This is a genomic window from Marinomonas spartinae (assembly GCF_900089775.1).
GTDB classification, from domain to species: Bacteria; Pseudomonadota; Gammaproteobacteria; order Pseudomonadales; family Marinomonadaceae; genus Marinomonas; species Marinomonas spartinae.
In genome coordinates, this window is record NZ_FLOB01000002.1 from 617,646 (window position 1) to 642,349 (window position 24,704).

The window sequence follows — 24,704 nt, forward strand, 5'->3', positions numbered from 1 at the left end:
CCGTTAATCATCGCTGTGAAGCGAGGAGGTTTTTATGATGAATATTCAAACTCAAGCGGCGAGAAGTCGAGATCCAGAAACCAGCCATTTAGCGGCGGACGCTATTAACAAGAGCGGTGCGCGACAGAAACAGATAGAGCGGGTTGTTGCTATGATCCAAGAGACGAACGGGCTAACGTCTCGTGAGTTGGCCAGCAAGCACGGAGAAGACCGTTATATGGTTGCTCGTCGCATGAGCGAAGCGGAAACCGCGCAAGAAGTCGAAAAAGGCCCCATTCGTATTTGTTCGATCGGCAAGTGCAAGGCCGTGACTTGGTGGGTGAAAGGGTCGTCTCCAAAGGTTTAATTTTAATCACTGTTGGTAAAGAGAGGGTGTTATGTCAAACGTTATGTTGGTTGGGTGTGATTTAGAAACAGGCGGGTTAAACGGTTACGAGACGTTAGAAAATGGTGAGCGGGTGCATGGTGCTTTGCATTATCCGATTCTCGAAATGGCGTTTGTGATCTGTGATGACAAGCTGCAAGAGCGTTATCGCATTAGTGTGGGTATTTGGGATGAGTCGTTTTTAGGGCGTATGGACCCATGGGCATTGGATACTCACACTAAATCGGGTTTGATTGATCAGTTGCGCAATAAATCAGGCGAGCATGTGGCGGTTTATAGTAGTAATGAAAAGGCTGTGCGGCATGTGTTGGGATGGCTGATGCATCATGGTGTGACCAAGTACGACCGCAAGGCGAAAACGGGCGGCGTTTTGTTTGGTAATAGCATTGGATTTGATGTGTCTTATCTCGATGCTCAAATGCCACAGCTTAAAGACTTCTTTCACTATCGCACGGTTGATGTATCGAGCATTGATCTACTGCGTCAAACGGCTTGGTCTAATGCTGGATTGCCAAAGGTTGAGAAGACCTATGCTCATACGGCGATGAGCGATATTCAAGAGACGCTTAAGGAATTAGGGACGTATACGGCTGGACTAGAGGGGCGTTTAATTCCTCCTCTGAAAATTGGTGGTGATGTGCTAATGGGTCGTGAGAATCGATACGGCTGGAAGCTGGAAGAGCTGCTTGGGAAAGTCGCGGCAGAGCTGGCAGTCAAAACTAAGCGACTGGAAGAATCTTTGGCGGGTGATTTGGCTGATGAAGCGATTCGCAATAATCTAAGAATTAGAGAGTCTCTTTTGAAAGCTCAGTCAATTCAGTTTTCTACTATGAAAAGTTTTGAAAAATTGGGCCCAGATCACGGACCATCTAGCCCGCGCATTTAGTTTCCATTTTAAAGGGCGTTCGTTGAGCGTCTTTCGGAATGTAAACACTATCAACGTCGTGATGACGTGGAGGATATTATGCGCTGGAAAGATCGTAATAAAATGGGGTCGTTGGGTTGGTTGTCGTGGGCGATCGTTAATAAGCATGTTGATACACTGGTGTCGTCGTCTGCTGATGCGGGCTGGGCTGGGGTCAGTAATACGGGCAAGATTTGCGATATGTTGGAATCGGGCGTGGTGCCTGAGTTTGGCGGCGGCGGTGAATCTAACGCTAAGATGATTCGTGCGATTGAGTCGTTGACAGCTAAGTCGAGCGGCTATGGCTATTTGTTTGAGTCGTTGTCGCCTATGCAGCGCTTGTGTTTGTTCGCTGCGGTGCTGTCGGATGGGCGCAAAGATGCTCGCGGGATAGCACCCTCTAATAGGGCTATTGTTGGCTCTCTTCCTCTTTATGCGGCTGAGCTTCGGCTTAAGGCGCAGCATTTTAAGCTAACGGAAAATCGGTTTGAGAAGCACGTTGCCGAGGGAAAATCTCGGTTTTTGCATGCGTTAGCGGCGGCTTTGGGGGCCGCTGTATGACAAAACGCATTACTGATACTTCAATTAAGCAGTTTTTAGCAACGAGTGATAAAGAGTGGTGTTTTGATTCTCGTCGTGTTGAATTTCGTGCCAATAAGCTGCGAACGGGTGGGACGTTTTACGATGTGGTGTATAAGGGGCATCGTAAGATACGAACGCCACTGGGGAAGTGGCCAGCGCTGAAGGCGTCCGACTTGTTTAAGCGTTTGAGCGAGATTCGGGCGCAAGTGATGGCGGGTGAGCGAACGGGTAATAAGGTTGATACAGTGGTTGAGTGTGGGGCGCTGCTGCTGTGGTTTTTGAATCATATTGAGCATGATAAAACGTTCAGCGAGGGCTTTGTTAAATCCGCTTATTACTTGATTCACAAGCATTTGCTAGGGTGTTTTGAGGGGCTGCCTGTAGCTGGGCTAACTCGTAATGCGATTTATAAGCGGCTTTATCGTGCTAAACAAAATTCGCTGGCGTTGTCGTCAATTCGTACGGCTTGGGCGGTGTTAAAGCGCGCGTGTTCGCTGGCGGCAAAGCTGGAAGTGATTGCGGCAGATCCGCTAAAGGGGATCGGTTGGCGGGATTTTTCGACCAGCAAAGAAAAGGCGAATTCTGGGCGTTTGAAGGTCGATGACCTGGCAACGGTGGCGGCAGAGATTAATAAGGCGCAGTTTAACCGGCGTTTGTTTTTCACGCTGCAGTTATGCCAAGCCACACGCATTGAAGAAACATGCTTGGCGGAATGGTCACATTTTTATCTTGATCGTGGCGAGTGGGTTATCCCCGCTGAGAATACGAAAACAGGCGTGGAGTTGCGTACGCCGCTGTCTCCTGAGCTGGTCGCGCTGTTGCGGCAGGCTAGGGCATCGCGTCGCGGCCAGTATGTTTTTAGCCGTTGCGGTAAGCGGCCCATTAGCACGATGACGGCTTGTAATTGGTATAAGGATCTGCGCAGCGGCATGGATATGTATTTTACGTCTCATGACATGCGTAAACTTGCTAACGATTATTGGATGCAAAGCGGCGTTGATAGCACCGTGCGGAAAATGCTTCTTAACCACTCTCGCGGGGATTTGGAAGGTCGATATGAGAGTGAATACGCATGGCCGCTGATGGTGGAGGCCGTAGGGAAATTGGCTGCGGAAGTGGTTTTGTAGGAAATAAAAAGCCCTCGCGGGGAGGGCTTTTTTATCTATTTTTATCTTATGCCATTTCAATTTTTGTCAAAAGATCATTTAGCAATAAGAATCCCTCAAAAGTCTGTTTGTCAGTCAGATCTCGTGGTGTTTTATCTAAAAAGTCAGAAAGTTTTTCCGCTTTTCTCTTAACATGGACACTTAAATTTTTTGAAGAAAAATCTCTGTTTTTGTTTTCTTCAAGTAAATCTTGGTTGTCGATTGAGTTTGCTAGTGTGTATCCATCAGCAAGATTTTTTTCCAAGAAAAGATTTATTAGTGTAGTCATGATGTATATCCTCTTAGTTAGGTTGGCTTCGGGCGATTCCCGTAAGCACAGTTATACTATAGCGTCGCGTTTGCGACGTTTAAAACGTTAAGTTGAATTTCTTTGAAATTATTTTCTATCACCCAAACTAAACACCGATGTCATAGAGCCAAATTCATGCGCGTGCTCAATGCGCTCAAATTTATTAATCTCTTTTAAGTGTTTCATATTGAGTTCAGGATTCGTTCGCCCTTGACCCAGCAAAAGAACGCTTGACCCGCTGGTCACGAACTTGTCTTTTTCAGTTATTTCAAACGTTCGCTTTCCTATTTTTAACGTCAGAAGCACTTTTGATTTAATCAATGCCCAGCTCCTTGGCTTTTGCTTCCTGTCTCGCCCACTCTAAGTCCTCTTCACGAGTACGCGCAAAGAATTTATAGATGTAGCTTTCTTTGTCTGTTTCTATATCAGTCAGTAATTCTGCGTCACTGTTTTCTGAAAATATCGCGGCGCATACACTTTGATGTAATCGCCACCATACTTTGTTCCCCGTCGGGAAATCGACGGCGAAGTCTTCAAAGGTTGGATACCATTTGATTTTCTGGCTTTCTTGTTCAGCATCAAAAATACCATCAATGCACTCGGTACGTTGTGAGCATAGTGCATAGATTTCAGTGTCGATATCGTCAGGAATGGCGTGCTGTCCAGACTCCCAGCGTTGCCAGCTTCGAGCTGGATGTTTGCCGCCTAAGCCCGCGATACACTCGGCAGCTTCGGTTGTGGATGCGAAGAATAGTCCGCGCATTGCTTGAAGTTCTGGTGCTGTTAATTTAGACCATGACATTTTTAATTTAACTCCTTTAATTTTTGGAATGGTTTATTGGGCGCGTAACCCGTCGAGTATCCCAGCCCTGAATTCATTTTGTGGTAAAAGATGAATTCAGGTTCGCTTCTAAAATAAGTTGCAGCAATTTGATTTCTTGTCTTATCTAGAACACCCTTGTATTTCTCAAGTAGCCCCCTAAGGGCTAAATGATTGGAAAGGCAATCTTTAATTTCATCCAAAACATCGTCGTGATATTCATTCCTGTTCTTTTCGACGTTTTCGATGTGATTAAAATAGAGATCAATAATTTTGGATTCGCTCATAAATTCGCTTTCTGGGGCATTAAACTCGATTAAGAGTCTTTCGTACTCATACATTTCATGCTCGTACGTTTTCTTCACTGCTTTTAAGTTTTCAAGAGAGCGATTAGCGTATTGGTCTCGCGTGTCGTACGGGTGAGCGTCGTGAGGTAGCCACGTTTCTAAGTACTCCCATTCCGCTTTCCAGCGAATTTCGAAAAACGGGGTTCTCACCCCATGCCTCGCTCCGTCTAGTAATACATACACGCTCTCTGAGTCGCAGCCTATTCCAGTGAAGTTGCTGTCGCTGGTGAGCCAGCAACCAAAGGCTTCGAGTACGTCGATATCGACGTTGAAGCTCTTGAGCACAAGCTCTCTTAAATTCTGTCTTTTTCGCTTCGGTAGAATCTGTAATGTGCATCCATAGCAAAGCCCAAAGTAACGGCTCCCCTCGTAAGCCATTCTAAAACCGTGAGGACGCCCATAGTAGCCGCCATGTTCGGCGGCGAAGCCATTAATTGCTTCAATCTCGCAAACATCACTTTCATTATATTCAATGTCTTTTTCGTATTCTGTTATGTCGGTGCATTTAAATTTCAGAATGGCTTTCATGTTGTTGTCCTCTTAGTTAGGTTTGCTTCGGTCTGTACCGTAAGCAGTTGAAATAAGCGCCCCATCATTGGGGCGCTTAGTTTTAGATCATTGATTCAAGTTGTTCTTTTGCTAACTGATTTGCTCTTTTGTTAAGAGCGTCTAATACTGTGTAGTCATCTTCGATGAACGCTAGCAGCTCCTGTGACTCGTCTGCGTCACAGCCGTAAATTGTGGCTACAGCCATTTCATAACCGTTGTACGCCATCATTCCGTTATTTCGCTCTTCGCTTTGGTAGATAACTTCAAAGCTTTTTTCTTCTCCATTGAACGTAACGTCAACCACGAAGTTTACTTGAAAGCCTTCAAGAACAGGTCCGTAAGTCGCGGCGTTTGAAAACTCTTGGTTAAGCTCTGTGAAGTCTGTGAATGTTTCTTCAGAAGTGATTTTGAATGAAATTGAATTAGTCATGATGTGATCCTCTTAGTTAGGTTGGCTTCGGGCGGTTCCCGTAAGCACAGTTATACTATATCGTCGCGTTTGCGACGTGTAAAGCACTTTATTGAATTTATTTTAAATTATTTTTCTTTTATTTTCCGTCACCATGCCGTCACTAATGGAATTTACATAAGTGGCATTTTATTAGTGTTTATGCACCTTTGAAGTCGATTGTTTTGTATTCCAATGAAGAATACAAAGTTAGCTTTTCGCGCGCGCAAGGCTTGCGAGAGGGGAAGTTAGGAGGTACATTTTGTTCATGCTCTGAGAACTGTGTTTGAAGGGCAACACACTATATAGAACCCGCCAGTATTTCGTATTGAGCGGGTTTTTTCGTTTCTAGCCTCGCAATCGCGGGGCTTTCTTGTTTTTGGAGTCTGCATGAGTGATTTAGATTCGTTTAAAGAGCTTATAGCTGCTCAACGTATCGAAAATAAAGAGCAATTTGCAGAGCAAAGACGGGCAATAACGGAGCTGGTTAAATCTGTATCTGAACTCAGCTCAATACTAGCGCGTTCAGAGGAGCGACATCTTAGGCATGATGATGGTGTTAGGCGCCATGACAACGTTTTAGATGATCATGAGATTCGTATTAGACGGGTTGAGGTTAAAACAACAACGGCGACAGGTAGTTGGAAAACCATAACTTTTCTTGGTTCATTTGTCGCTGCAGTCATCACTATTGCATTGAATTATTGGGGCATCAAATGAGCGGTTTAAACCTTTCTCAATTCCGTGAATACGTTGTGTTGCCTGCGTTACAGCAGATCGGTGCGTATTCATTAGCGGCGGATCAACTGGTAATGGGGACGCTGTCGCAAGAGTCACACGGCACCTACATAAAACAGCTCGGCAAAGGCCCAGCTATGGGGCTGTTTCAGATGGAGCCATTCACTCATAAAGATTTGTGGCTCAAATTTATTAAATACAAGCCTGCATTGCGTGACGCGCTGCTTAATATGACGTCTGACAGCGTCGATGAGAATTACGATGCCTGCGGCTGGCCAGACCATAACGCATTGGTTTGGAACAATCGATACGCTGCGGCAATGTGCCGTACGCACTATTTAAGAGTGCCGGAAGTGTTGCCTAATGCTAATGATATCAGCGGCTTAGCGAGCTATTGGAAACGATTTTATAACACTATCCATGGCGCTGGTGCTGTTAACGAGTTCATTAAAAACTTTCCATACGATTTGTATGGGCTAGAGAGAGAGGTGTGATTATGCGTGTATTTCGTTTGATGTTTACGCTTGGTTTGATGTTGTTATTTATGCCGTTTTCTGCTTATGCAGCGGATGCCGTGGCAACCGATAATGGCGGTGTTATCGCCATGATTGTTGGCGCCTTACCTTCACTGGTTGAGATGCTGCCCGCTTGGGTTGGTGTGGTGATTGGTGTGTTATATGCGGTGGCTCATGCTGTTGCGATGTTGCCCAAGCGCTTTACAGATAGTTGGCCTAATTGGTTGAAAGCATTGATTAATTTGTTAGCCGCTAACTATGGCAAGGCTAAGAATAAAGATGGTTAGTTTACTGAAATTCCTACTCATCCTGATCGAATGGGGTGTACAGCTAAAGAGGCGTGATGATGAAGCACAGAAACAACAGCGCTTACATCAAGCGCGCACTGATCCTGCTAACTATCTGCGCCAGTTTGGGCGGGTGCACGACGTTAAGCCCGATGAGTCAGCCAGCCCAATGCCAGGCGGTAGAGCCAGTGCTGATAAACACGACAGTCAATGACGTGGCGTTCACTGTTCCTATCGATGAGATGGGGCAAATAACCGCCTACATAGAGCAGTTGAGGCAGTGTGTGTATGGACGACTTTAGATTTTCAATTAAAAATGATTTTGATGGAATTGATAGGATTCTCAATAGCTTAGAAAAGGATTTAATTCCCAAGGCAACTGTTCGGGCACTTAATCGTACAGCTGACAAAGTACAGGAGCATCTCGTAAAGATTGTGTTGCCTAAGTATATCGATAGGCCTACACGCTGGACGCTAAACGCAGTAATGACACGGTATGCGAGACAGAAAAGAATGGAAGCTGTCATCCTTTTAAAGGATAGAAGTTACGTATCAAAGGGGGGCGGTGATGCTGCAAGTTATTTAAACCCAATGATTGAGGGTGGTGATCGTAATGCTAAGAACTTTGAGAGGCGGCTTAGACGTTCTGGTTTGATTCGAAAAGGACAGTATGCTGTGCCTGGCGCAGACATTCGTCTTGATAGGTTCGGTAACATACCTAAATCAACATCAGCTCATATATTGCGGGACGTACAGGCATTTACAGAGTCTGGGCACAGCCAGAACACAATGCGAAAAGCCCGTAAGTTTTTTATGTTACCAAAGGCGCCACATAAGCCGATTGGTATCTACTATCGACAAGGCAAGAAGCTTAAGCAAGCGATCGTCTTCACTGATGATGCACCGAACTACGAAAGGCGTTTGCCATTCTACAAAGAGGCAGACAAGAAAGCCCGTGACGTAATAAGTGAGGAATTTTCGGAAGCAGCCAAATATTATGCGGTTAAGGTGGCTAAGTGATTGATAAATATAATTATGGGTCCTTCCTAGACTTAAAGCATATGGGGGTTATTCTGACCTCATGGTATTTCTAGCTATAAAATGTTCCTAGGACTTCCTTCCTTTTTGATGATCGGTCATAGAAAGTAGTTTTGTTTGTTTTTGAGTTTTCTGTGATCGATTTTGTCATTATTTTTTATTCTATTTTTGATTTTAAAAACCGACGACTTGGGTAACCGCTTCGAAGTCTCCTTATCTGTTTTTCACTAAGCAACATTGTTGTGTGTATGAGGGTGTCAGCTCTTGATTGAATAATGTTTGCTTTCAAATATTTAGCTTTTCTTTGTGGGTTTTGGAAATGGGTAAAAAAGTCCAGAAAAAAGAGCTTGCCGACATACTTGGAGTGACTGAAAAAACGCTCACCACGTGGCAAAAAAACGGCATGCCGATAGAGATTGTCGGCGGTCGTGGACAGCGAAATACATACGATACTGAGTCCGTAATTGAGTGGCTTGTAACCCAGCGAATGTTGAAAGCAGGAGTGGGGCAGGGTAAGGAAGTTTCTAGCGCTTATGATCTAGAAATAGAAACCGCACGATTGAAGCACTGGCAAGCCACAGAAAAAGAGATTTCAGTGCGTGAAGAAGCCAAGCAATTAGTAAGACGACCTGATATTGAATTCAAGCTAGGCCAGATCATCACCTCTGCAAAATCAGGTTTGATGAACTTAGCGCCGCGTCTTTCTCAGCGTCTTGGATTAACCAAAGAGCAAAAAGCGATCGTAGAAGACGAGGTAAAATCCGCGCTGGTAAGCATGGGAGGCGATCATGTCATTGACGAGTGATGACTTCTTACAAGACATCAGCTTCGCTAATATGGACGAAGTTTACGAAGATCTAGAGCCACTTTGGCTACCACCGCCAGACGAGTCAATCACGGAATGGGCAGAAAAATATCGAAAGCTTTCAGCAGAAAACAGTGCATTACCAGGTGATTACCGAGTATCAGTAACACCGTTTCTAAGAGAGATTCAAGACGCGTGTTGTGATCCAGAGATACCGCGCGTTGTTTGTCAGAAATCCGCGCAAGTAGCATGGACAGATGGCGTAATAAACAACGTGCTCGGCTTTCACATACACCGCGATCCTTGCCCAGCGCTTGTATTGTTCCCAACTGAGGATATGGCCGAGCGTTATTCGAAAGAAAAATTCGCTCCAATGGTTCGAGATAGTGAACCGCTTGCCAAGCGAATCAATCAACAATCTCGAAACGCTGGCAATACGATACTAAGTAAGCATTTCCGAGGCGGTCACCTTGAGTTAGTCGGTTCAAATGCACCTTCAAAACTAGCATCATCCCCAATTCGATTGATTTTAGTAGAAGAGCCCGACCGCTGTTCGCGTAACTCAGGCGGTGAAGGTAACTCACTAAAGCTGGCATACGAGCGTGGCAAGACCTTTTACAACCGAAAGATCATCCTCGGCGGCTCCCCCACATTAAAGGGACAGAGCGAAATAGAACGCGAAATGGCGCTTAGTGATAAGCGCCATTTCTTTATCCCGTGCCCATGTTGTGGCGATTTTATAACGCTTAAGTGGGATATGGTTGTTTGGGAAAAAGCCGAAGAAGAAATTCATGAGGTTTACGAAGAGCACCTACCAGAAACCGCCAAAATTAAATGCTCAAGTTGTGAAGGGCTTTTTACAAATAATCAAAAAAACGAAGCGCTGCAGCTTGGCGAATGGCGAGCGACCGCACCATTTACTGGTGTAGCTGGTTTTTACATAAATGAGTTATACAGCCCATTCCCGAACGCCAAACTTCAGGATGTAGTAGAGAAATTCTTAGAGGCTCATAAATTCGAAAAAATGGGTGATAACACCCTGATGACAACATGGAAAAACACGTCAATGGGTGAAACCTTTGAGGTGGAAAGTGAAAGCATAGACGCCACAGGATTTGAGAATCGACGAGAAGTATATCAGGCCGAAGTGCCACACGATGGCATTATCATAACCTGCTGGTTTGATACGCAAGATGATCGTTTCGAGGGTGAATTTGTTGCATGGGGGCCAAACGAGGAAACGTGGTCACTAGATTACGTTAAATTATATGGCGATCTATCCCGTCCAGAGATATGGAACGAGCTAGAAAGGCACATGAACCGTGAATTTATCAGCGCCACAGGCGTGATTCATCGCGCTAGGTTGTGTGGCATTGATGCAGGCGGTCACTTTACGTCAGAGGTTCATAAATTCTGTCGTCGTGATCCGTTCCGATATATTCCGACATTTGGTTCTAAAGAAAAAGGCTCAACAAAGCCGGTTGCCAGCTTTCCGAATAAAGCTAATCCAAAACATAAAACATATTTAACTGAGTTAAATACAGTCACGGCAAAACAAGTGATCTATGCGCGAATCAAGCATCAGAAGCACGGCCCCGGCTATTGCCATTTCCCATTAAAAGAAGTGTACGACGAGCGTTATTTTCATGGGTTAGTGATCGAGAAAATGACGATCAAACATAAAAACGGTCAAGGTTATGTGGACTTTGAAAACCCCATTGGAGGTCGAAACGAGCCGCTAGATTGTCGCGTCGGCAACTTCGCAATGATCCGAATACTACAGCAAAACTTTGGTATGCAGCTCAGATCGCTTCAAAAACTCATGGATAAAACAATGCCAACTATCGAGCCGTCAGCGCTTCAATTTGTGCAAACCGAAATCGAGCCAGAGGCGCCAAAGTCGACAGAAAAGCCAGCGCCAAAGCCAGCTGAGCAAACGGTGGTAACATCAACTGAACCGCCCAAGCCAAAAAAACGATCCTTTGGAAAGGTGGGGAGTATTAAATCGTGACAGAGCTACAAGAAGCGCAAGCCGAATTGGCCGCACTCAAAGCGGCCAAATCAAAACGCCTACTCGGCACAGCAACGCAAAGCGTATCGGGCGATGGAGACAGCATCTCTTTTGCCACGGTGTCAATTCAACAAATGAATGCCGAAATTACCCGTCTTACTCGTCGCATTCGTGCGCTAGGTGGTGGGGGTCGAGGCATCACAGCTAATCCGGTGCCACGATGATACTTGACCATACAGGACAACCTTTTCGAAGTGATCCAGCGTATCGCGGTGCGAACAACGATCATCACAAGAATTGGCGACCACGAAAACGCAGTGCAGACGCCGACCTACTGCCAGAAAAAAGCATTTTAGATGCCCGTCAAGCGGATCTTTTTCGCAACAACGGTGTAGCAAAGGGCGCAAAGCAAACCATGACCGACCACGTCGTCGGCTCCATGTTAATGCCCACACCAAAGCCAAATTATCAAGCGCTGGGCAAAGACCCTGAATGGGCGCGTGAGTGGGCGAAAAAAGCCAAAAGCCTTTTTAAACTTTGGGCTAACTCTCACGACGCATCGCTGGCGCGAAATCAGAACTTTCATTCTATGACGCAGCTGACGTTCATGCAGTCGTTTGATGCGGGTGAAAGCTTTGCTGTGCCGCGTTGGAAGAAAGCGCGCGACAACGCATTTTGTATTCAAATCATCGACCCTGATCGCGTTTGCACGCCATATGGCAAAACAGACGGTGCAGGCATGCGACGAGGGATAGAAAAAAACAGTGATGGTGAGGCGATCGCTTACCACATTGCCAATCGTCACCCGATTGATATTTCACGCGATCTTTTAAAATGGACAAGAGTGCCAGCTCGAACCCCTTGGGGCCGTCGCATGGTGATCCATACTTACGACATTACGCGGCCAGAGCAATCGCGCGGTGTCGGTGCTTTGGTGTCGGCTTTATCTGAGTTCAAGATATTAGACGACTACTCACAAGCCGAGCTAAAAGCGGCGGCAAACAACGCTTTGATCGCGGCATTTGTTAAATCGGATATGCCCGATGAGCTGATAAGGCAAATTTACACCCCGTCTGCTGATGGTGACGCAGGCGCTACAGTTTCCAGCGAGTATCTAGATGCTAGGAACAGTATGGATTATTCCATGCGCCCTAACTCAGTTATTCCACTGTTACCAAATGAGGACGTTACCCCGTTTTTACCGGGTCGACCAAATCCATCTTACAGCGCCTTTGTAGAAAATATCTTTCGTCAAATTGGTGTTTCGTTCGGCATGCCTTACGAAATGTTGATGAAGGATTTCAGTAAAACCAACTACTCAAGCGCTCGCGCGTCCATGCTGGAAGCCTATAAGTTTGTGAAAAATCGACGTGCTTGGCTTATCTCATCATGGGCGCAACCCGTTTACGAGTTATGGCTAGAAGAGCAGGTCAACAAAGGCACCCTAGAGGCGCCTGATTTTTATGCGAATCGCGCAGCGTATTGTCAGTGCGGCTGGATCGCCAGCGGCAAAGGCTGGGTTGACCCAGTGAAAGAGGCGCAAGGTGCCAAGCTTCGTGTTGAGTACGGTTTTTCAACTTACGAAGCGGAATGTGCCGAGCAAGGGCTAGATTGGGAAGATAACTTAGAGCAGATCGCTCATGAGCGCCAAGTAATGGCAGAAAAGGGTGTCAAACTCTCCGACATTTACCAACAAATAGGTGATTCCAGTGACACAGAAGAATCGAATAATGCTACTGCTTGACGAGATTTTTAACCGAAATCTTGCAGTAACCCCACAGTATTTCTCTGTGCTGCTCGGGGCGCTTAAGAAAAATGGGAAAATTGACTTTTCACTATTGGAAATGAACGGTGAAACGCTTGAATCTGCCCAGCTTGTTGATATGGCCGCTGGGTTTAGTCGAGAGACCGTTCGGCCTTATCGTGTGCAAAATGGTGTCGCCATCATCCCTGTGCATGGTTCGTTAACGCATCGATTTGGATATCTACAGCCAACCAGTGGCATGACAGGATACGACGGCATTCGCGCCAATATTGAAATGGCGCAGAATGATGCGGCTGTTAAGGGTTTTATTTACGACATTAATTCTCCTGGCGGTTCAGTTGATGGTTTGTTTGATTTGACAGATTGGGCGAAAGCCTTTGTTACCAAACCAACCCGCGCCATTGTCGACCCTCAAGCCTGCAGCGCTGCACAAATGTTTGCATCAGTGGCCGACACGGTGACGCTATCGCGTACCGACCGCATGGGCTCAATCGGTGCGATCATGGCGCATGTCGATATTTCTAAAATGCTGGAAGATGGTGGCGAAAAAATCACACTCATCACTGCTGGCTCACGAAAAGCCGAGGGCAACTCATACGAGCCTTTGCCTGATGATGTATTCGATCGAAAAAAAGCCGAACTTGAAGAAATACGAACCATGTTCGTGCAAACTCTTGTCGACAATCGTGGCTGTGATTTTAACGCGCTGATGGCCACCGAAGCGGCGGTACTCAATGCAAAACAAGCGGTCGAGCTAAAGCTAGCCGACAAAATCATGTCTCCAGCGGATTCGTTGGCAGAATTCATTGACCAGATCAACCCAACCAACACCGGAGTAATCCCAATGTCAAAACCAGACTCAAACGCAAACGCGCAGGAATCACAAGGCCCACAGTTAGACGAAAGCGCAATTCGTGCCGAAGCAACCACTGCCGAGCGAGAGCGCATCAAAGGCATCATCATGTCGGAGCAAAGTGAAGGCCGTACGGAAATGGCACATCACATCGCTTTCAACACAAGCATGAGTGCATCAGAAGGTGAAGCCTTGCTCGGTGTATCGCCTATTTCTGCCACGCTTGAATCGACCACCGAACAAAAAACGGCAACGACCGATTTTGCAAAGGTAATGAGCAAGTTTGATCCAGACGTGCCATCAGATGATAACGATTTGGATACTAGCGCCGATGCTGATGGTAAACAAAAATCAAAAAACCCGCTGATCGCGGCTCACTCACAAATGCATGCCTAACTGAGCCTAAGCGCTCTTTTCGACTCATAGTCAATTAAAGAAAGGTTTTATTATGTCTGATAACTACGGAATGGCGTCTGTTGAAGACGTTAGCGAAAACTTTATCCCGTTTATTACGGGTGAAAAACCACAAATCACTGACACGGTCACGATTGCCAGCGGTAGCAACGTCGCTCAACGTGCATTACTAGGTCGTGTGACAGCAACGGGTAAATATATCCCTTGTGTAAAAACGGCAACCGATGGCTCACAGATTCCCCGTCGAATTGCGATTTATGCAACCGATGCTACTGCGGCAGACGCGTTATGTCCTGTTTATTGCGAAGTGGAATGTAACCCAAGCCTGTTGGTGCTGGATGATTCATGGTCCAGTACAAACGAAGTGAAAGAACTGTTAGCGGATCAAGGCATTTACTTGCGCTTGCCTGTTTAAACAACCCCACAAAAACGCCCTTTTAAAAATCAATCAAGAACGCCCAAAGAGGGCGTTTTTTTATGGAGTTAAGTTATGCCTAATCCAGTAAATGACCGCTACGAGCTAGCCCAGTACATCGAAGAACAAGCCGTCACCCCAACGTTTTACCTAAACCGTTTTGCGTCGACCATCATTGAAAGCGAGGAAGAATATGTCCTTGTCGAGATGAAGTTCGCAGGCAAAGAAGTAGCACCATTGGTGATGCCGATGGAGCAAGGTCAAGTAATTTATGAGCGCGCAACCTCTACTAAGCGCTTAACACCTGGCTACACCAAAATGAAAGACATTGTTACCCCGTCTAATTCTTTGCGTCGACGTGCTGGCGAAAGAGTGCGCGATAAGGTGACACCTAAAGATCGCTTAAACGCAGCAACAACAGAGCAATTTATCACCCATGATCAACGTCTAACGCGGTTATGTGAATTGATGGCTGCGCATGGTTTTGCTGACGGCAAACTAACACTCACGTATAAAGATGGTCGCCAAGCCTTGGTTGATTTTGGTCGATCGCCAGCGTTGACGGTCGTGCTTGATGGTGAAGCGGGGAATGAATATTGGAACGATCCAAACGCCAAAATTGTGGATCAGATTGATATCCAGTGCAAACGCATGTCAGATGCCGAAGGCGGCGTGGCGCCAACGGACATGATTTTGCCGTTAGATGTGTGGCAGCCGTTCAAAAATAACGCCCAAGTGAAAGACTCGCTAGATACGGACTTTTCTGGTCAGTCTGGTGCATTAGAACGCGGTGTCACCATGCCTGAAGGCATTGTCTTGAAAGGCGTGTTGGGCAATAACTTAGCGGTCTGGGTAGACACTCGCACCGTGTCAGTAAAAGGCGTTCAAACCGCTATGCAGAAGGCTAAGAAAGTGACTTTCTTGTCTGATGCGGTGGCAGGGGCGCAGCACTTTGGCGCTATTTTAGACGTTGAAGCCATGATTGCTATTCGAATGTTTAGCAAATTTAAAGATGAGTTTGACCCATCTTTGCGTGTCGCTTTATCTGTTTCCGCCCCACTTGTTGCACCTGGCAACCCGAACGCAACCTCTTCCATGACCGTATTGGAATAATTCAGCGGCTAATCAAGTAAAACCACCTAACTAAAAGCGGCCTGATAGTCGCTTTTTTTATTGGAGAAATAACATGACTCAAGCACAAAAAGATCAAGCTACAAAAACCAAAGCCATTGCCGATGCAGAAGCCAAAGCCATTGCGGATGCAGAAGCTAAAGCAGAGGAAGAAGCCAAAGCGGCGGAAGAAGCCAAAGCGGCGGAAGCAGCCAAAGCGGCGGAAGCAGCCAAAGCGGCGGAAGAAGCCAAAGCGGCGGAAGAAGCCAAAGCGGCGGAAGCAGCCAAAGCGGCGGAAGCAGCCAAAGCCGCCGACAGTTTAGGTATGGTTGCGATTAATACGATCGGGAACCACAAGCCCGGCACTCGCTTCACTGCGAAAGACAAAGCTGCATTCGATCGCTTTATCTCGCTAGGCGCAGCGAAAAAGGCGTAATGCCATGAACAAGCTCGAAATGTTCCGGTTGATGTCCCAAAATTTTGGCGAAGAGGCTTTTCACGAGTCAGCGCCAGAGCAAGCCATTGTCGTGCGTTTTAAAAACGACTTCCTCGATGGAAATGATTTTGTTGGGGAGGGCAACGTGCTGACCGTAGCGGATGTGGATATACCTGAAAACCCGCTCGGCTCCAAGATTACCATCGCAGGCACAGCGTATTACCTACGTCAGCCTGTTGGTGGGGGCGCTGGCGTCACTAAGTACCAAGTTGAGAAGGTGATGTAATGCACAAAATCGAATCCATCATGGTGGCCATAACCAATGCGCTAACCAGCGCCATGCAGCCCACTGTGGTCGAACGAACGCCAGTGTACAAATCTGATAAAACGCGCGTACTCATTCGGCAGGGAGCTGAAACCACAGAAGGTGAGGGCGCTTTTACGGATGCGGTATTTGATCTGGTCATTACGCAAGTGGTGCTCACTCAGTCCACACAGCTGGAAGTTTTAGCTAATCAGTATCGCGGCGATATTCATAAAGCTCTAATGGCACTGCAGGGTAAAGTGCCAGGCATGACGGAAATCAGCTCATATCGAGTGGGTGAATCAGAAATTAACTCAGAACAGCCAGCACTTAGTCGTGAGCTTGTGTACCAAGTTCGCTACCGCTACAACACTCAGGACCCAAGCTTATGACCAAGAAAAAGCCAACTGCACCGCCAAAAATGACGCATAAACCGCGCCAAGGCGGCACCGTAATTAAACATAAACCAGACAGCGAGACGACCAATGAAACTGACAAAGCGTAGTGTTATCGCTCTAAAAATTGAAGCCACCCAAGGCACTGATGCCACGCCAACAGCGGCAGAAAATGCCAAATTGGTGGAAGACCTAAAATGGTCGCCAGCCAATGAGCGAATGGCGGCACGTAATCCTGTTAGGGCCACTTTTGGTGAGCTGAAAAAAATCTATGCAGGCCACTTGCTAGAAGTGTCTTTTACCATGGAAATCAAAGGGTCGGGCGTGGTTGGTACGGCGCCAGAAATGGGGGATGCATTGAAAGCATGTGGTTTCCAAGAAACCATCACGGCAGATACGTCAGTCGAATACTTGCCTGCCACTACAGGTCAGAAATCTTGCACTATTTACGTATGGGAAGATGGCGACGTTATCAAGCTAACCGGCTGCATGGGCAAAGTAACTTTTGATCTATCAACTGGCTCAATCGGCAAAGCATCATTCACATTCACCGGACATCAATCTGGCAATATTTCTGCTATTGATGTCCCTGCAGCGTCCTATTCGTCTATTGTGCCAGTGCCATTGATTGGCGTTGCATTTAGTCTTGGCGGCGCGTTGGATGTGTCGAAATTAACGGTAGATATGGGCATAACTGTAGCCACGCCAGACTCTATGTCTAGCACAGATGGCTATGGTGATATTTATATTAGTGATCGTAATGTGACTGGCTCCATTGACCCACTGGCGAAAACGGCCGATCAAAAAGACTACTTGATTGATTGGAAAAATGGTGCCGAATCAGTGTTAACAACGGGCGGGATTGGTGATCAGGCAGGCAATATTTACACTATTTCCATGCCGAAAGTGTACAACGTTTCCGCACCAAAAGCCGCCGATCGTAATGGCCAAGTGACGCGCGATATCAGCTTGGCAGCCTTGCCAACCGCTGGCGATGACGAATTCAGCTTATTATTCACGTAAGGAGTTACATTGTGGTAACCATTAATTCAGAAAGCAAAATCGCACCGACTTGGTTTAAGTCTGATCGAGACGAATCAGGGGACGTAGAGTGGTTATTAAAGCCGCTCAGTGGCTTAGAGTTTATGCAGGTGCAATCAGGTGCGAGCATTAATTCAGAAGGTCATTTTACCTACAGCGGACAAGCGATGCGAGATGCGCTGCGTTTTGCTATTCAGAATTGGAAAGGTTTTTTCGACGCAGAGGGCAAGCCAATCGAATACAGCCAACACATGTTGAATCTTGTTAAGCAAAAATACTTAGTTGAAGTGTTTAACGAGATTATCAACCGTGCCTTTATTCGAGAATACGAAGAAAAAAACTAATCATCGCAGTGGCCGTATACAGCAATGCGGATCAATTTGATTGCAATCACTGTACATGGGGGCGCCACTGCGACAAAAACAACCCAGCGCCAATGAAACAATGGGTAATAGATGACGTTATTGAATCGGATACGTGTCTAAAACCTATGATTACTCACCAAAGCAACGAACTAATCAAACTTTACAGTCATTTCAAAAAAAACCGCTTCCCGCTGTCTGGCGGACTGCTTGACCAGCCAGAATCTTTTATACGAGCCATGAATATCATAGAAGGGGCTTTGCAGAACGATGAGTGATACACGCCACCAATTTATTATAACCGCGACAGACCGCACTCGTGCGGCATTTGATTCTGCAAAGGCCAACTTTCAAGAGCTTAAAAAAACGGCCCTTTCTGCTCAGTCTCTTATTGCAGCGGGGTTGGGCGGGGTTGGGATTGTCAGCTTTACCAAAGAGATGGCCAGCTTAGGCGAATCATCGCTAATCGCAGCGGACAATCTCAACACAACAACAGAACAAATCACGTCTTTGCAGTATGCCGCGAGCAAATACAACATCGATGGCGAAGCCATGAATGATGTGCTCAAAGATATGTCGGTACGCATTCAAGAATTTGCGACAATCGGCACAGGCGAGGCCGCTGATTTTTTTGAAACATTGAATCTGAATGTAAAAGACTTTGTCGACTTAGCACCGGATAAGCTGCTTTATAAAGTAGCGCAAGAGCTTGACGGACTGAGCGATGCTAGCGCTCGAGTATATCTTGATCAACTGGGTAGCGATAACCTGGTTGCACTATTGCCATTGTTGCGTAATAGCGCCAAAGGCTTGCGCGAAATGCAAGACGAAGCCTACGCAACAAACAAAGTGCTCAAGCAAACAGACGCGATCAAGTTGGCAGCGATTGCCAATGAAATCAATGTTATGCAGAACGCCGCCAAAACGCTATCACAGCAATTGGCAGCGGAGTTTGAGCCAGCCGTAAAAGGTGTGAGCGATTTGTTTAACGATTTTGCAAGCGATGGTGACGCGGTATCGAATGCACTGGATACCATGTCAACAGCAGGCACCGTAGTGGCTTCTGTATACGCGGGCCGCATGACGACCGCATTTGTCACATCAATGCAGGCTAAGTTCGCTGATACAGTTGCGTCCAAGCAAAATGCCGCCGCCAATGTAGAAGAAGCTAAGGCGGCACTAGCTAAAGCAGAAATAAAGCTCACTACTGAGCAGTTGGCGTATAAAGAATCCATTGCCGCTAAAAAACGTGATGCGGCAGAAAGCGAAAAATTATCCGCGTCTAACCTAGAAAGAGCGAAGTCTGCCCAGGCTGCAGCAGCAGCAGACGTGGAAGCGGCATCCGCCTTAAAGTCACACGCCGCCCAGTTGGACCATGCGAAACAAAGAGCGGATAAACTGAAAGCAGCTGAGGCAGAGCTGACCGCCTCTAAAGCGCGTCTTGCAACAGCCACTCAACGAGCGGAAAAAGCAGAACAGGCTCATCAGGCGCAAGTTGCTAAAAATAGCGCTGCAATTCAAGTGGCAACAGATAACACCAAGAAGCTAGACCGTGCAAAATTAGATTTAGAAAAATCGACACAGCGGCTTACCACGGTGCAAAAAGCGCATAATGCATCAATGCGAGCAGGTTCTATTGCCGCGCGTGGCTTGAGCAGTGCATTAGGTTTGGTGGGGGGGCCAATTGGTCTGTTATTCACAGGTGTAACCGTGTTAAGCATGCTGCAAAGCAGCGCAGCGGATGCTACAGAAGAAATTGATTTATTAGGCGTATCTACAGACCAGTTAAACAATAAACTGGCCACAACGTCGTACAATAACTTAACTGCTTCATTAGACCAGGTGAATGAAAAAATAGCGGCCTCATCCGCAAAAATTAAAGCGTTACAGTCTGAAAAGGTCGAACATCCAGCAAGTTTTAGAGGGCGATCTGGAAATGTTAAATCCAAATCACTTCAAAAAGAGATGGATGAAAAACAATCTCTTATGGAGCTTGGTTTAAGCATTAGCACCGAAATTGAGGCGCGTGAAACCCGAGTGAAAAAAGCGCAGACAGAAGCGCGTAAGCAGATATCGACACAAGCACTAAATGATCGTATAAAACTGATTCAAACCGCATCTCAGACAGCGGAGCAAAGCAGAAAAGCGGCTTTTGATAAACAGATGTCTGATATCACCTCCTTTTACGATAAAGAAAAGTCGATATTAGACAGTCGGCATAAAAATAACCTTATAAGCAACAAAGAGTACAAAGAGAAAGAGAATAAAATTGAACTAGATCGGAGAGACTTGAAGTTTAAGACAAAGCAAAGCTATGCACTTCAAGAAGAGCGTTTCGAGTTGGCTCAACGTCAAAAACGTTTAGCTGCCTTTTCTGAAAACTACACTAAGCGAGAGCAAATGACGCTAGAACACCAGCAGCGTGTGCTCCAGTATATGCAAGACAACGGCATCACGAATGACCAAGACGCTAAAGTGATTGCTTTCCAAAAAGAGTCCTATGATTACCAGTTAAAAATGTTCAAAGAATACCAAAAAGGCATTCTCAAAGGGTATGACGATTACGGAAAAACCGAGCTGCAAAAAGAGAAGGACCGCTACGCTGAAGAGATAAAGCTGCTTGATAAACACTTACGCGATAAGGATATTACCCAAAAACAATACGATAGTGCCAAGCTTATCGCAGACAAACGAACCGCTGAAAATCAGAAAAAGGCTGAGCAGCAAGACCTAGAGACCAGTCTAAACAAACAAAGAGACTTTAATAATCTCTTTGTTGGTATGGCGAACAGTAAAAACAAAGAGTTGGCAGCAATAGGTAAAGCAGCGGCTATCTACAATATAGGAATCCAAACTTATCAGGGCGCTATGGCAGCTTATACGGCGTTAGCGCCAATTCCTATCGTTGGTCCAGCCTTGGGGATTGCGGCAGCCGCTGCCTTAACTGCCTATGGTCTTGAGCAAGTCGGTAATGTAAAAAACCAAACCTATCATACTGGTGGTATTGCTGGTCAGGACTCGGACAACTACTCCGCACGCTTGGCAGCCAATGAAGTGCCCGCCATATTGTTAAAAGGCGAAGAGGTGCTGACACAAACAGACCCGAGACACCGTAATAACTTAACGCTATCGAAAGACTCTACGGGCGAGAGTGGCAAAGGCTCAACGATTAACCAAATTTCGTTTGGTGATATTGTTGTTCAGGTAAGCACATCAAAATCCAGCAATTCAACAGATATTGGGCAGGCTGCAGGTGAGCAAATCGCCACTCAAATTGTCGCGGTTCTTAAGTCTAAAGTGGGGCAAAAACTCGTCTATAACGGAGTTTCTGCCGAAGCTGGGCGCAATGGAGGAAAAATAAAAGGCGTGCGATAGGACTGTTAAAAGAGATACTCTTAATTTCCAACCAGTTATTGTGGTGTTTTTAGAAAGTTTGCAATCTTGTCATTCCTGATCTAGTATCCACCTTGAGGCGTCAGAACCTCTCAATTAGGCGGAAATCCAACCCCGTAGTGTTGGTTTTTTTGTGCTCAAAATTCATGCGCAAATGTAACTCCTGTTAAGTCGGGAGGGCGGTAGTGATAAAATACCTTCGGGGAAAGCTACCCGCGGTTCCTTTTTGGCCGTTCTGAACCTCCTGACACCCAATCAGTTATTGGGTATTTCAGAGAATGCAAAAAGGAGATCATTATGATCTGTAATCAAGCCATAACGGCACCTTATCCAACGCGCTTTAGTCTATCCCTAGACCATGCAGGCGCCAATCTTTCTAACAGTAACTGGGCAGTAAGGCCTACCTCCAACTATCGAAAAGCCAACCGCTTTGGCCGTGAAATGGCCGCACACTTCTTGCAACAGCTAAAAGACGACCCCGACAATGTGGGGGCGGGTGTGCTGGGGCATATCGCGGGGGATATCGATTTTCAAGACAAAACCGCCACAAAGGGCTATTGGGTGGGCTTTTTTAGCTATTTAGAGCGACACCTTTACCGATCTGCCAAGCGGTGCGATGTGTTTGTGGATTTGGCTTTTGTGCAGGCCGAATACGACCATAGAGCACAATATGCAACCGAACTGGCTAGAATGGAGGGATAAACGATGCAATCACTTGTGATCAAACAAAATGGATGCCCGGTGACCACTTCATTGGCCATCGCTGACGGCATTGGAAATACTCACAAAACAGTTATTCAGCTGATACGGCAGAATACAGTTGACTTGGAGGATTTCGGAAGGGTCGCATTTGAAATGCGATCCTTTGAAACAAAAGGTGGCTCTCAAAATAGAGAGGTAGCAATACTCAATGAGCAGCAAGCAACACTACTGCTGACTTATATGCGCAATAATGAGACGGTAAAGGCGTTTAAAAAACGCCTGGTTAAAGCCTTCTTTGAAATGCGCGACCAGTTGCATGCTAGTGCGCCTAATATAAACCAGCTCAGTAAAATGGACATACTGAAATTAGCGATGGAGTCTGAAGAACAGCGGCTAAAACTTGAACAGACAAACAAACAATTGTCTCAGAAAGTAGAGCAGGACGCGCCAAAGGTGCAATTTGCTGAACGAGTATATATTTCACCTGATGCGATCAGCGTAGGGGAAGCCGCTAAGATAATCGGCACTGGCCAGCGGCGATTATTTGATTTTCTGCGCAATATTGGCTGGATTTCTCGACGAAACGAGCCATATCAACAGAAGATAGAACAAGGCTTGCTGAATGTGAAACTTAGCAACTTTCAACATCCAGAGCACGGATTAAAACAATCTGTCACCACCGTGGTGACAGGAAAGGGGCTAACGAAGCTCAAACAATTGTGGGATGAAGAACACCCACAGCTTCATTAAGTGATAAAAGCGCCTCGCTCGGGGCGCTTTGTTTATTGCATGCTTTGATAGTTCGCTTTAACTTTTTCTAGTCGAGATAGGAATTCCTCTTTTGCAGAATGGATATCGACCACCTTGTTCAGATATGGTTTTCTCGAAAAAACGTTAATTTCATCAATATTAAATGGATTATCGTAAAGCCGAAGTATATCAACTTTTTTCTTTTTCCCGTTTTCTTCTTTTATGTAGAATATTTTTATATTGTTTTTACGCAGGGCTACCTCAAATCCTGCATTTTTACAGGCTTCGCTTAGCGATTCACCATCTTCTTCTAGAAGTTCTTCGAGTGTATCATGATAGATGTTACTCATGTCGTATGCAGGTCTTTCTTGGTTTACGCATAACGACATTTTTTCAAGTTCAAGAGTTTTCTCTTTCTCGGTTGTTAAACACTGAACTGTAACCTCACTATGTCTTATATCGAGAGGAAATATTGTTCGGCTTGTGTTTGGTTGTGAACCGCCAGAGTAATTAATTTTTAAAGGCTCCCCGGTTTTTTGCGCTCTATAAAGTGCGGTAACAAGCAGATCTACATCATCCATAAACTAACCCCTATGGTAATCTTATTTTTTCTCTTCTATTGCTTTCAACATATTTCTAAACCCTAGAATAGCAGTTCTTTTTCCACCTGGAATACGGTCAATTGAACAGCTGGCCACTTCATATCCTGTTGCTTTTTCTATTTTCATTTGGCAGGTTTTGGCGGTCAGTATATTTTTAAATTCTGACATCGGTATTAGTGCGTAAGCGGTGCTTTTCATGCCAGACAGCTTGGAGTTGTCAAAATCCAAGTCACTTAAACCAATGGGGTAAATTTTTGTCTTGCCGTTGACTTTAAATGCGACCTCGTCAAATTTCACATAGCCGCCATCTTCCTGAAAGGTGAGGTTGACGAATTGAGGGGATTTGGATGTCCAGACCGCACCAAGTCGTGTAGATACAGGGTCAAAAATACTGGCGTCAGGGTTGTAAAGCGCGTCAGGAGTAAGATATATGATTTTCGTGTTATCAAACGAGTTTTTGTCTACAGTGAGTTTCCCCATCCCTGCAAAGCTATCCATTGTATCTATCATGGAGGTGCATCCAGTTAAAGAAAGAGCCACAGTTAATAATATTGTTTGTTTCATTTGTCAGTCCTTTGTCAGGTCAAATGCTTTATTTATACGTAGTTTATCTTGAAAAGGGAAGTTAGCAGAGGTAAATTATTCACACTGCGGTTTTTGTGACCGCTGCATATCTTTTATTAAAAGCTCGCCTTGGCGGGCTTTTTTTATGTCCTTGAGGTGCCAATGCTCCCCTATATTGATGAAGCAGAGGTGACCATCACCTCTAATGATCCCAACACGGTTACCCGGTCGCGCTCAGGCAGAAAGATTTCTCGTAATTTAGAGCAACAACGCTGGGAGATTGCTGTTACTTGGCCTAATTATCTGGATGCAAAATCTCTTGTTTTAGAGGTGGCGTTAGATGCAATGAAAGGCCAGTCCATTGATGACGACATTATTCACCCCGTGCGCTCTTACCACAAAGATGCAACCAGCAATTGGCAGGTTCAAACGACAACCCAAGCGGGCGCTGAGTCTATTCAAATTACGGGGGGAGGGTCGTTAACAGTTGGTCATTACATACGATTTAACGGTCACAGCAAAGTGTATCGAGTGATGTCGTCATCCGACAACACCGTTTCTATCTTTCCTAAGCTCCGTCGTGCTGTTTTTGCCGCAGAAGCAGTAATTACGCAAGCCGTGCCAATTACTGTCACCCGTACAGACGATGCAATATCGTACAAAACCAAGGGCCCGTTAACCACGGTTTCAGCAAGCTTTGAGGAGATGTTGTAA

Annotated in this window: 32 protein-coding genes; 25 read left to right on the forward strand and 7 right to left on the reverse strand. The window is 45.9% G+C overall.

All coding sequences use genetic code 11. The features are described 5' to 3' along the window. Positions 1-34: 34 nt before the first annotated feature. The 4 genes from MSP8886_RS06990 (at position 35) to MSP8886_RS07005 (ending at position 2,998) form a co-directional block, all read left to right on the forward strand. Entirely contained in the window at positions 35-346 is a 312-nt protein-coding gene (locus MSP8886_RS06990) for a MarR family transcriptional regulator (protein ID WP_175365279.1), read from the forward strand. A 31-nt stretch (positions 347-377) separates the two neighbouring features. Continuing rightward, positions 378-1,271 carry an oligoribonuclease gene (orn, locus tag MSP8886_RS06995; protein ID WP_067014081.1) on the forward strand — a complete coding sequence of 298 codons (894 nt, stop codon included), beginning with the start codon at positions 378-380 and terminating at the stop codon, positions 1,269-1,271. A 78-nt stretch (positions 1,272-1,349) separates the two neighbouring features. Continuing rightward, entirely contained in the window at positions 1,350-1,850 is a 501-nt protein-coding gene (locus tag MSP8886_RS07000) for a hypothetical protein (protein ID WP_067014083.1), read from the forward strand. Further along, positions 1,847-2,998: a tyrosine-type recombinase/integrase gene (locus tag MSP8886_RS07005; RefSeq protein ID WP_067014085.1), complete on the forward strand. Its 1,152-nt coding sequence runs from the start codon at positions 1,847-1,849 to the stop codon at positions 2,996-2,998. The genes MSP8886_RS07000 and MSP8886_RS07005 overlap by 4 nt, the downstream gene beginning before the upstream one ends. Positions 2,999-3,044: 46 nt before the next feature. Here MSP8886_RS07005 and MSP8886_RS07010 read toward each other — a convergent pair whose 3' ends face one another. The 5 genes from MSP8886_RS07010 to MSP8886_RS07030 all read right to left on the reverse strand — a co-directional run bounded on the left by MSP8886_RS07010 (position 3,045) and on the right by MSP8886_RS07030 (position 5,472). Beyond that, positions 3,045-3,305, reverse strand: a complete 261-nt coding sequence (locus MSP8886_RS07010) for a hypothetical protein (RefSeq protein ID WP_067014087.1) — start codon at positions 3,303-3,305, stop codon at positions 3,045-3,047. Positions 3,306-3,413: 108 nt separating this feature from the next. Further along, the gene (locus MSP8886_RS07015; protein ID WP_067014089.1) at positions 3,414-3,647 is read right to left on the reverse strand and encodes a hypothetical protein; all 234 of its coding nucleotides are present in this window, start codon (positions 3,645-3,647) and stop codon (positions 3,414-3,416) included. Next, the gene (locus tag MSP8886_RS07020) at positions 3,640-4,128 is read right to left on the reverse strand and encodes an Aca2/YdiL-like domain-containing protein (protein WP_067014090.1); all 489 of its coding nucleotides are present in this window, start codon (positions 4,126-4,128) and stop codon (positions 3,640-3,642) included. The genes MSP8886_RS07015 and MSP8886_RS07020 overlap by 8 nt, the downstream gene beginning before the upstream one ends. Positions 4,129-4,130: 2 nt before the next feature. Further along, complete coding sequence (locus tag MSP8886_RS07025) at positions 4,131-5,021, reverse strand: hypothetical protein (RefSeq protein WP_067014092.1); 891 nt, start codon at positions 5,019-5,021, stop codon at positions 4,131-4,133. Between the two features lie 82 nt (positions 5,022-5,103). Beyond that, positions 5,104-5,472, reverse strand: a complete 369-nt coding sequence (locus MSP8886_RS07030; protein WP_067014094.1) for a hypothetical protein — start codon at positions 5,470-5,472, stop codon at positions 5,104-5,106. Between the two features lie 408 nt (positions 5,473-5,880). On the opposite strand from MSP8886_RS07030, the gene MSP8886_RS07035 reads away from it, so the two are divergent. The 20 genes from MSP8886_RS07035 to MSP8886_RS22315 all read left to right on the forward strand — a co-directional run bounded on the left by MSP8886_RS07035 (position 5,881) and on the right by MSP8886_RS22315 (position 22,824). Then, positions 5,881-6,210 carry a hypothetical protein gene (locus MSP8886_RS07035; RefSeq protein ID WP_067014096.1) on the forward strand — a complete coding sequence of 110 codons (330 nt, stop codon included), beginning with the start codon at positions 5,881-5,883 and terminating at the stop codon, positions 6,208-6,210. Next, entirely contained in the window at positions 6,207-6,722 is a 516-nt protein-coding gene (locus tag MSP8886_RS07040) for a hypothetical protein (RefSeq protein WP_067014098.1), read from the forward strand. Before MSP8886_RS07035 ends, MSP8886_RS07040 begins: the two co-directional genes overlap by 4 nt. Positions 6,723-6,724: 2 nt before the next feature. Further along, entirely contained in the window at positions 6,725-7,030 is a 306-nt protein-coding gene (locus tag MSP8886_RS07045; protein ID WP_067014100.1) for a hypothetical protein, read from the forward strand. Then, complete coding sequence (locus MSP8886_RS07050; RefSeq protein ID WP_067014101.1) at positions 7,023-7,244, forward strand: hypothetical protein; 222 nt, start codon at positions 7,023-7,025, stop codon at positions 7,242-7,244. The genes MSP8886_RS07045 and MSP8886_RS07050 overlap by 8 nt, the downstream gene beginning before the upstream one ends. A 74-nt stretch (positions 7,245-7,318) precedes the next feature. Next, positions 7,319-8,050 (forward strand): phage tail protein, encoded by a 732-nt coding sequence (locus MSP8886_RS07055; protein WP_067014103.1) that lies wholly within the window; start codon positions 7,319-7,321, stop codon positions 8,048-8,050. A gap of 337 nt (positions 8,051-8,387) precedes the next feature. Next, positions 8,388-8,873 (forward strand): DUF1441 family protein, encoded by a 486-nt coding sequence (locus MSP8886_RS07060; RefSeq protein ID WP_067014105.1) that lies wholly within the window; start codon positions 8,388-8,390, stop codon positions 8,871-8,873. Then, positions 8,857-10,884 (forward strand): phage terminase large subunit family protein, encoded by a 2,028-nt coding sequence (locus tag MSP8886_RS07065; protein WP_067014107.1) that lies wholly within the window; start codon positions 8,857-8,859, stop codon positions 10,882-10,884. Before MSP8886_RS07060 ends, MSP8886_RS07065 begins: the two co-directional genes overlap by 17 nt. Continuing rightward, a complete protein-coding gene (gpW, locus tag MSP8886_RS07070; RefSeq protein ID WP_067014109.1) occupies positions 10,881-11,108 on the forward strand; it encodes a gpW family head-tail joining protein in 228 nt (75 codons plus the stop codon). Before MSP8886_RS07065 ends, gpW begins: the two co-directional genes overlap by 4 nt. Next, on the forward strand, positions 11,105-12,628 hold the full coding sequence (locus tag MSP8886_RS07075) for a phage portal protein (protein WP_067014111.1): 1,524 nt from the start codon (positions 11,105-11,107) through the stop codon (positions 12,626-12,628). Before gpW ends, MSP8886_RS07075 begins: the two co-directional genes overlap by 4 nt. Beyond that, on the forward strand, positions 12,594-13,898 hold the full coding sequence (locus tag MSP8886_RS07080; RefSeq protein WP_139063101.1) for a S49 family peptidase: 1,305 nt from the start codon (positions 12,594-12,596) through the stop codon (positions 13,896-13,898). The genes MSP8886_RS07075 and MSP8886_RS07080 overlap by 35 nt, the downstream gene beginning before the upstream one ends. Positions 13,899-13,950: 52 nt before the next feature. Then, on the forward strand, positions 13,951-14,331 hold the full coding sequence (locus MSP8886_RS07085) for a head decoration protein (RefSeq protein ID WP_067014115.1): 381 nt from the start codon (positions 13,951-13,953) through the stop codon (positions 14,329-14,331). Between the two features lie 75 nt (positions 14,332-14,406). Beyond that, a complete protein-coding gene (locus MSP8886_RS07090; protein WP_067014116.1) occupies positions 14,407-15,444 on the forward strand; it encodes a major capsid protein in 1,038 nt (345 codons plus the stop codon). A 73-nt stretch (positions 15,445-15,517) separates the two neighbouring features. Further along, entirely contained in the window at positions 15,518-15,877 is a 360-nt protein-coding gene (locus MSP8886_RS07095) for a hypothetical protein (RefSeq protein WP_067014118.1), read from the forward strand. A gap of 4 nt (positions 15,878-15,881) precedes the next feature. Then, positions 15,882-16,163 (forward strand): hypothetical protein, encoded by a 282-nt coding sequence (locus MSP8886_RS07100; protein WP_067014120.1) that lies wholly within the window; start codon positions 15,882-15,884, stop codon positions 16,161-16,163. After that, positions 16,163-16,573 (forward strand): hypothetical protein, encoded by a 411-nt coding sequence (locus MSP8886_RS07105; RefSeq protein WP_067014122.1) that lies wholly within the window; start codon positions 16,163-16,165, stop codon positions 16,571-16,573. The genes MSP8886_RS07100 and MSP8886_RS07105 overlap by 1 nt, the downstream gene beginning before the upstream one ends. Before the next feature lie 93 nt (positions 16,574-16,666). Then, positions 16,667-17,599: a phage tail tube protein gene (locus MSP8886_RS07110; protein WP_067014124.1), complete on the forward strand. Its 933-nt coding sequence runs from the start codon at positions 16,667-16,669 to the stop codon at positions 17,597-17,599. Between the two features lie 11 nt (positions 17,600-17,610). Continuing rightward, on the forward strand, positions 17,611-17,961 hold the full coding sequence (locus MSP8886_RS07115) for a hypothetical protein (protein ID WP_067014126.1): 351 nt from the start codon (positions 17,611-17,613) through the stop codon (positions 17,959-17,961). A 288-nt stretch (positions 17,962-18,249) separates the two neighbouring features. Continuing rightward, positions 18,250-21,354: a hypothetical protein gene (locus MSP8886_RS07125; protein ID WP_067014130.1), complete on the forward strand. Its 3,105-nt coding sequence runs from the start codon at positions 18,250-18,252 to the stop codon at positions 21,352-21,354. 315 nt (positions 21,355-21,669) lie between these two features. Further along, on the forward strand, positions 21,670-22,074 hold the full coding sequence (locus MSP8886_RS07130) for a hypothetical protein (protein WP_067014132.1): 405 nt from the start codon (positions 21,670-21,672) through the stop codon (positions 22,072-22,074). 3 nt (positions 22,075-22,077) lie between these two features. Continuing rightward, positions 22,078-22,824: a phage antirepressor KilAC domain-containing protein gene (locus MSP8886_RS22315; RefSeq protein ID WP_175365280.1), complete on the forward strand. Its 747-nt coding sequence runs from the start codon at positions 22,078-22,080 to the stop codon at positions 22,822-22,824. Positions 22,825-22,856: 32 nt separating this feature from the next. On the opposite strand, the gene MSP8886_RS07140 is transcribed toward MSP8886_RS22315, so the two are convergent. Then, the gene (locus tag MSP8886_RS07140; RefSeq protein ID WP_067014134.1) at positions 22,857-23,405 is read right to left on the reverse strand and encodes a hypothetical protein; all 549 of its coding nucleotides are present in this window, start codon (positions 23,403-23,405) and stop codon (positions 22,857-22,859) included. Positions 23,406-23,426: 21 nt separating this feature from the next. Continuing rightward, positions 23,427-23,990, reverse strand: coding sequence for a hypothetical protein (locus tag MSP8886_RS07145; protein WP_067014136.1), 564 nt, complete (start codon positions 23,988-23,990; stop codon positions 23,427-23,429). A gap of 162 nt (positions 23,991-24,152) precedes the next feature. On the opposite strand from MSP8886_RS07145, the gene MSP8886_RS07150 reads away from it, so the two are divergent. Continuing rightward, a complete protein-coding gene (locus tag MSP8886_RS07150) occupies positions 24,153-24,704 on the forward strand; it encodes a hypothetical protein (RefSeq protein ID WP_067014137.1) in 552 nt (183 codons plus the stop codon).

Excerpts from the sequence above, each read along its gene's own strand:
- MSP8886_RS07100 (WP_067014120.1), top strand. The coding sequence starts at position 15,882 with ATGAACAAGCTCGAAATGTTCCGGTTGATGTCCCAAAATTTTGGCGAA.
- MSP8886_RS07020 (WP_067014090.1), bottom strand. The coding sequence starts at position 4,128 with ATGTCATGGTCTAAATTAACAGCACCAGAACTTCAAGCAATGCGCGGA.
- MSP8886_RS07065 (WP_067014107.1), top strand. The coding sequence starts at position 8,857 with ATGTCATTGACGAGTGATGACTTCTTACAAGACATCAGCTTCGCTAAT.
- MSP8886_RS07060 (WP_067014105.1), top strand. The coding sequence starts at position 8,388 with ATGGGTAAAAAAGTCCAGAAAAAAGAGCTTGCCGACATACTTGGAGTG.
- MSP8886_RS07090 (WP_067014116.1), top strand. The coding sequence starts at position 14,407 with ATGCCTAATCCAGTAAATGACCGCTACGAGCTAGCCCAGTACATCGAA.
- MSP8886_RS07085 (WP_067014115.1), top strand. The coding sequence starts at position 13,951 with ATGTCTGATAACTACGGAATGGCGTCTGTTGAAGACGTTAGCGAAAAC.
- MSP8886_RS07110 (WP_067014124.1), top strand. The coding sequence starts at position 16,667 with ATGAAACTGACAAAGCGTAGTGTTATCGCTCTAAAAATTGAAGCCACC.
- MSP8886_RS07130 (WP_067014132.1), top strand. The coding sequence starts at position 21,670 with ATGATCTGTAATCAAGCCATAACGGCACCTTATCCAACGCGCTTTAGT.
- MSP8886_RS07030 (WP_067014094.1), bottom strand. The coding sequence starts at position 5,472 with ATGACTAATTCAATTTCATTCAAAATCACTTCTGAAGAAACATTCACA.
- MSP8886_RS07055 (WP_067014103.1), top strand. The coding sequence starts at position 7,319 with ATGGACGACTTTAGATTTTCAATTAAAAATGATTTTGATGGAATTGAT.
- MSP8886_RS07040 (WP_067014098.1), top strand. The coding sequence starts at position 6,207 with ATGAGCGGTTTAAACCTTTCTCAATTCCGTGAATACGTTGTGTTGCCT.
- orn (WP_067014081.1), top strand. The coding sequence starts at position 378 with ATGTCAAACGTTATGTTGGTTGGGTGTGATTTAGAAACAGGCGGGTTA.
- MSP8886_RS07140 (WP_067014134.1), bottom strand. The coding sequence starts at position 23,405 with ATGGATGATGTAGATCTGCTTGTTACCGCACTTTATAGAGCGCAAAAA.
- MSP8886_RS07005 (WP_067014085.1), top strand. The coding sequence starts at position 1,847 with ATGACAAAACGCATTACTGATACTTCAATTAAGCAGTTTTTAGCAACG.
- MSP8886_RS07145 (WP_067014136.1), bottom strand. The coding sequence starts at position 23,990 with ATGAAACAAACAATATTATTAACTGTGGCTCTTTCTTTAACTGGATGC.
- MSP8886_RS07105 (WP_067014122.1), top strand. The coding sequence starts at position 16,163 with ATGCACAAAATCGAATCCATCATGGTGGCCATAACCAATGCGCTAACC.
- MSP8886_RS07035 (WP_067014096.1), top strand. The coding sequence starts at position 5,881 with ATGAGTGATTTAGATTCGTTTAAAGAGCTTATAGCTGCTCAACGTATC.
- MSP8886_RS07025 (WP_067014092.1), bottom strand. The coding sequence starts at position 5,021 with ATGAAAGCCATTCTGAAATTTAAATGCACCGACATAACAGAATACGAA.
- MSP8886_RS22315 (WP_175365280.1), top strand. The coding sequence starts at position 22,078 with ATGCAATCACTTGTGATCAAACAAAATGGATGCCCGGTGACCACTTCA.
- MSP8886_RS07075 (WP_067014111.1), top strand. The coding sequence starts at position 11,105 with ATGATACTTGACCATACAGGACAACCTTTTCGAAGTGATCCAGCGTAT.
- MSP8886_RS07045 (WP_067014100.1), top strand. The coding sequence starts at position 6,725 with ATGCGTGTATTTCGTTTGATGTTTACGCTTGGTTTGATGTTGTTATTT.
- MSP8886_RS07000 (WP_067014083.1), top strand. The coding sequence starts at position 1,350 with ATGCGCTGGAAAGATCGTAATAAAATGGGGTCGTTGGGTTGGTTGTCG.
- MSP8886_RS07010 (WP_067014087.1), bottom strand. The coding sequence starts at position 3,305 with ATGACTACACTAATAAATCTTTTCTTGGAAAAAAATCTTGCTGATGGA.
- MSP8886_RS07050 (WP_067014101.1), top strand. The coding sequence starts at position 7,023 with ATGGTTAGTTTACTGAAATTCCTACTCATCCTGATCGAATGGGGTGTA.
- MSP8886_RS07125 (WP_067014130.1), top strand. The coding sequence starts at position 18,250 with ATGAGTGATACACGCCACCAATTTATTATAACCGCGACAGACCGCACT.
- MSP8886_RS07095 (WP_067014118.1), top strand. The coding sequence starts at position 15,518 with ATGACTCAAGCACAAAAAGATCAAGCTACAAAAACCAAAGCCATTGCC.
- MSP8886_RS07150 (WP_067014137.1), top strand. The coding sequence starts at position 24,153 with ATGCTCCCCTATATTGATGAAGCAGAGGTGACCATCACCTCTAATGAT.
- MSP8886_RS06990 (WP_175365279.1), top strand. The coding sequence starts at position 35 with ATGATGAATATTCAAACTCAAGCGGCGAGAAGTCGAGATCCAGAAACC.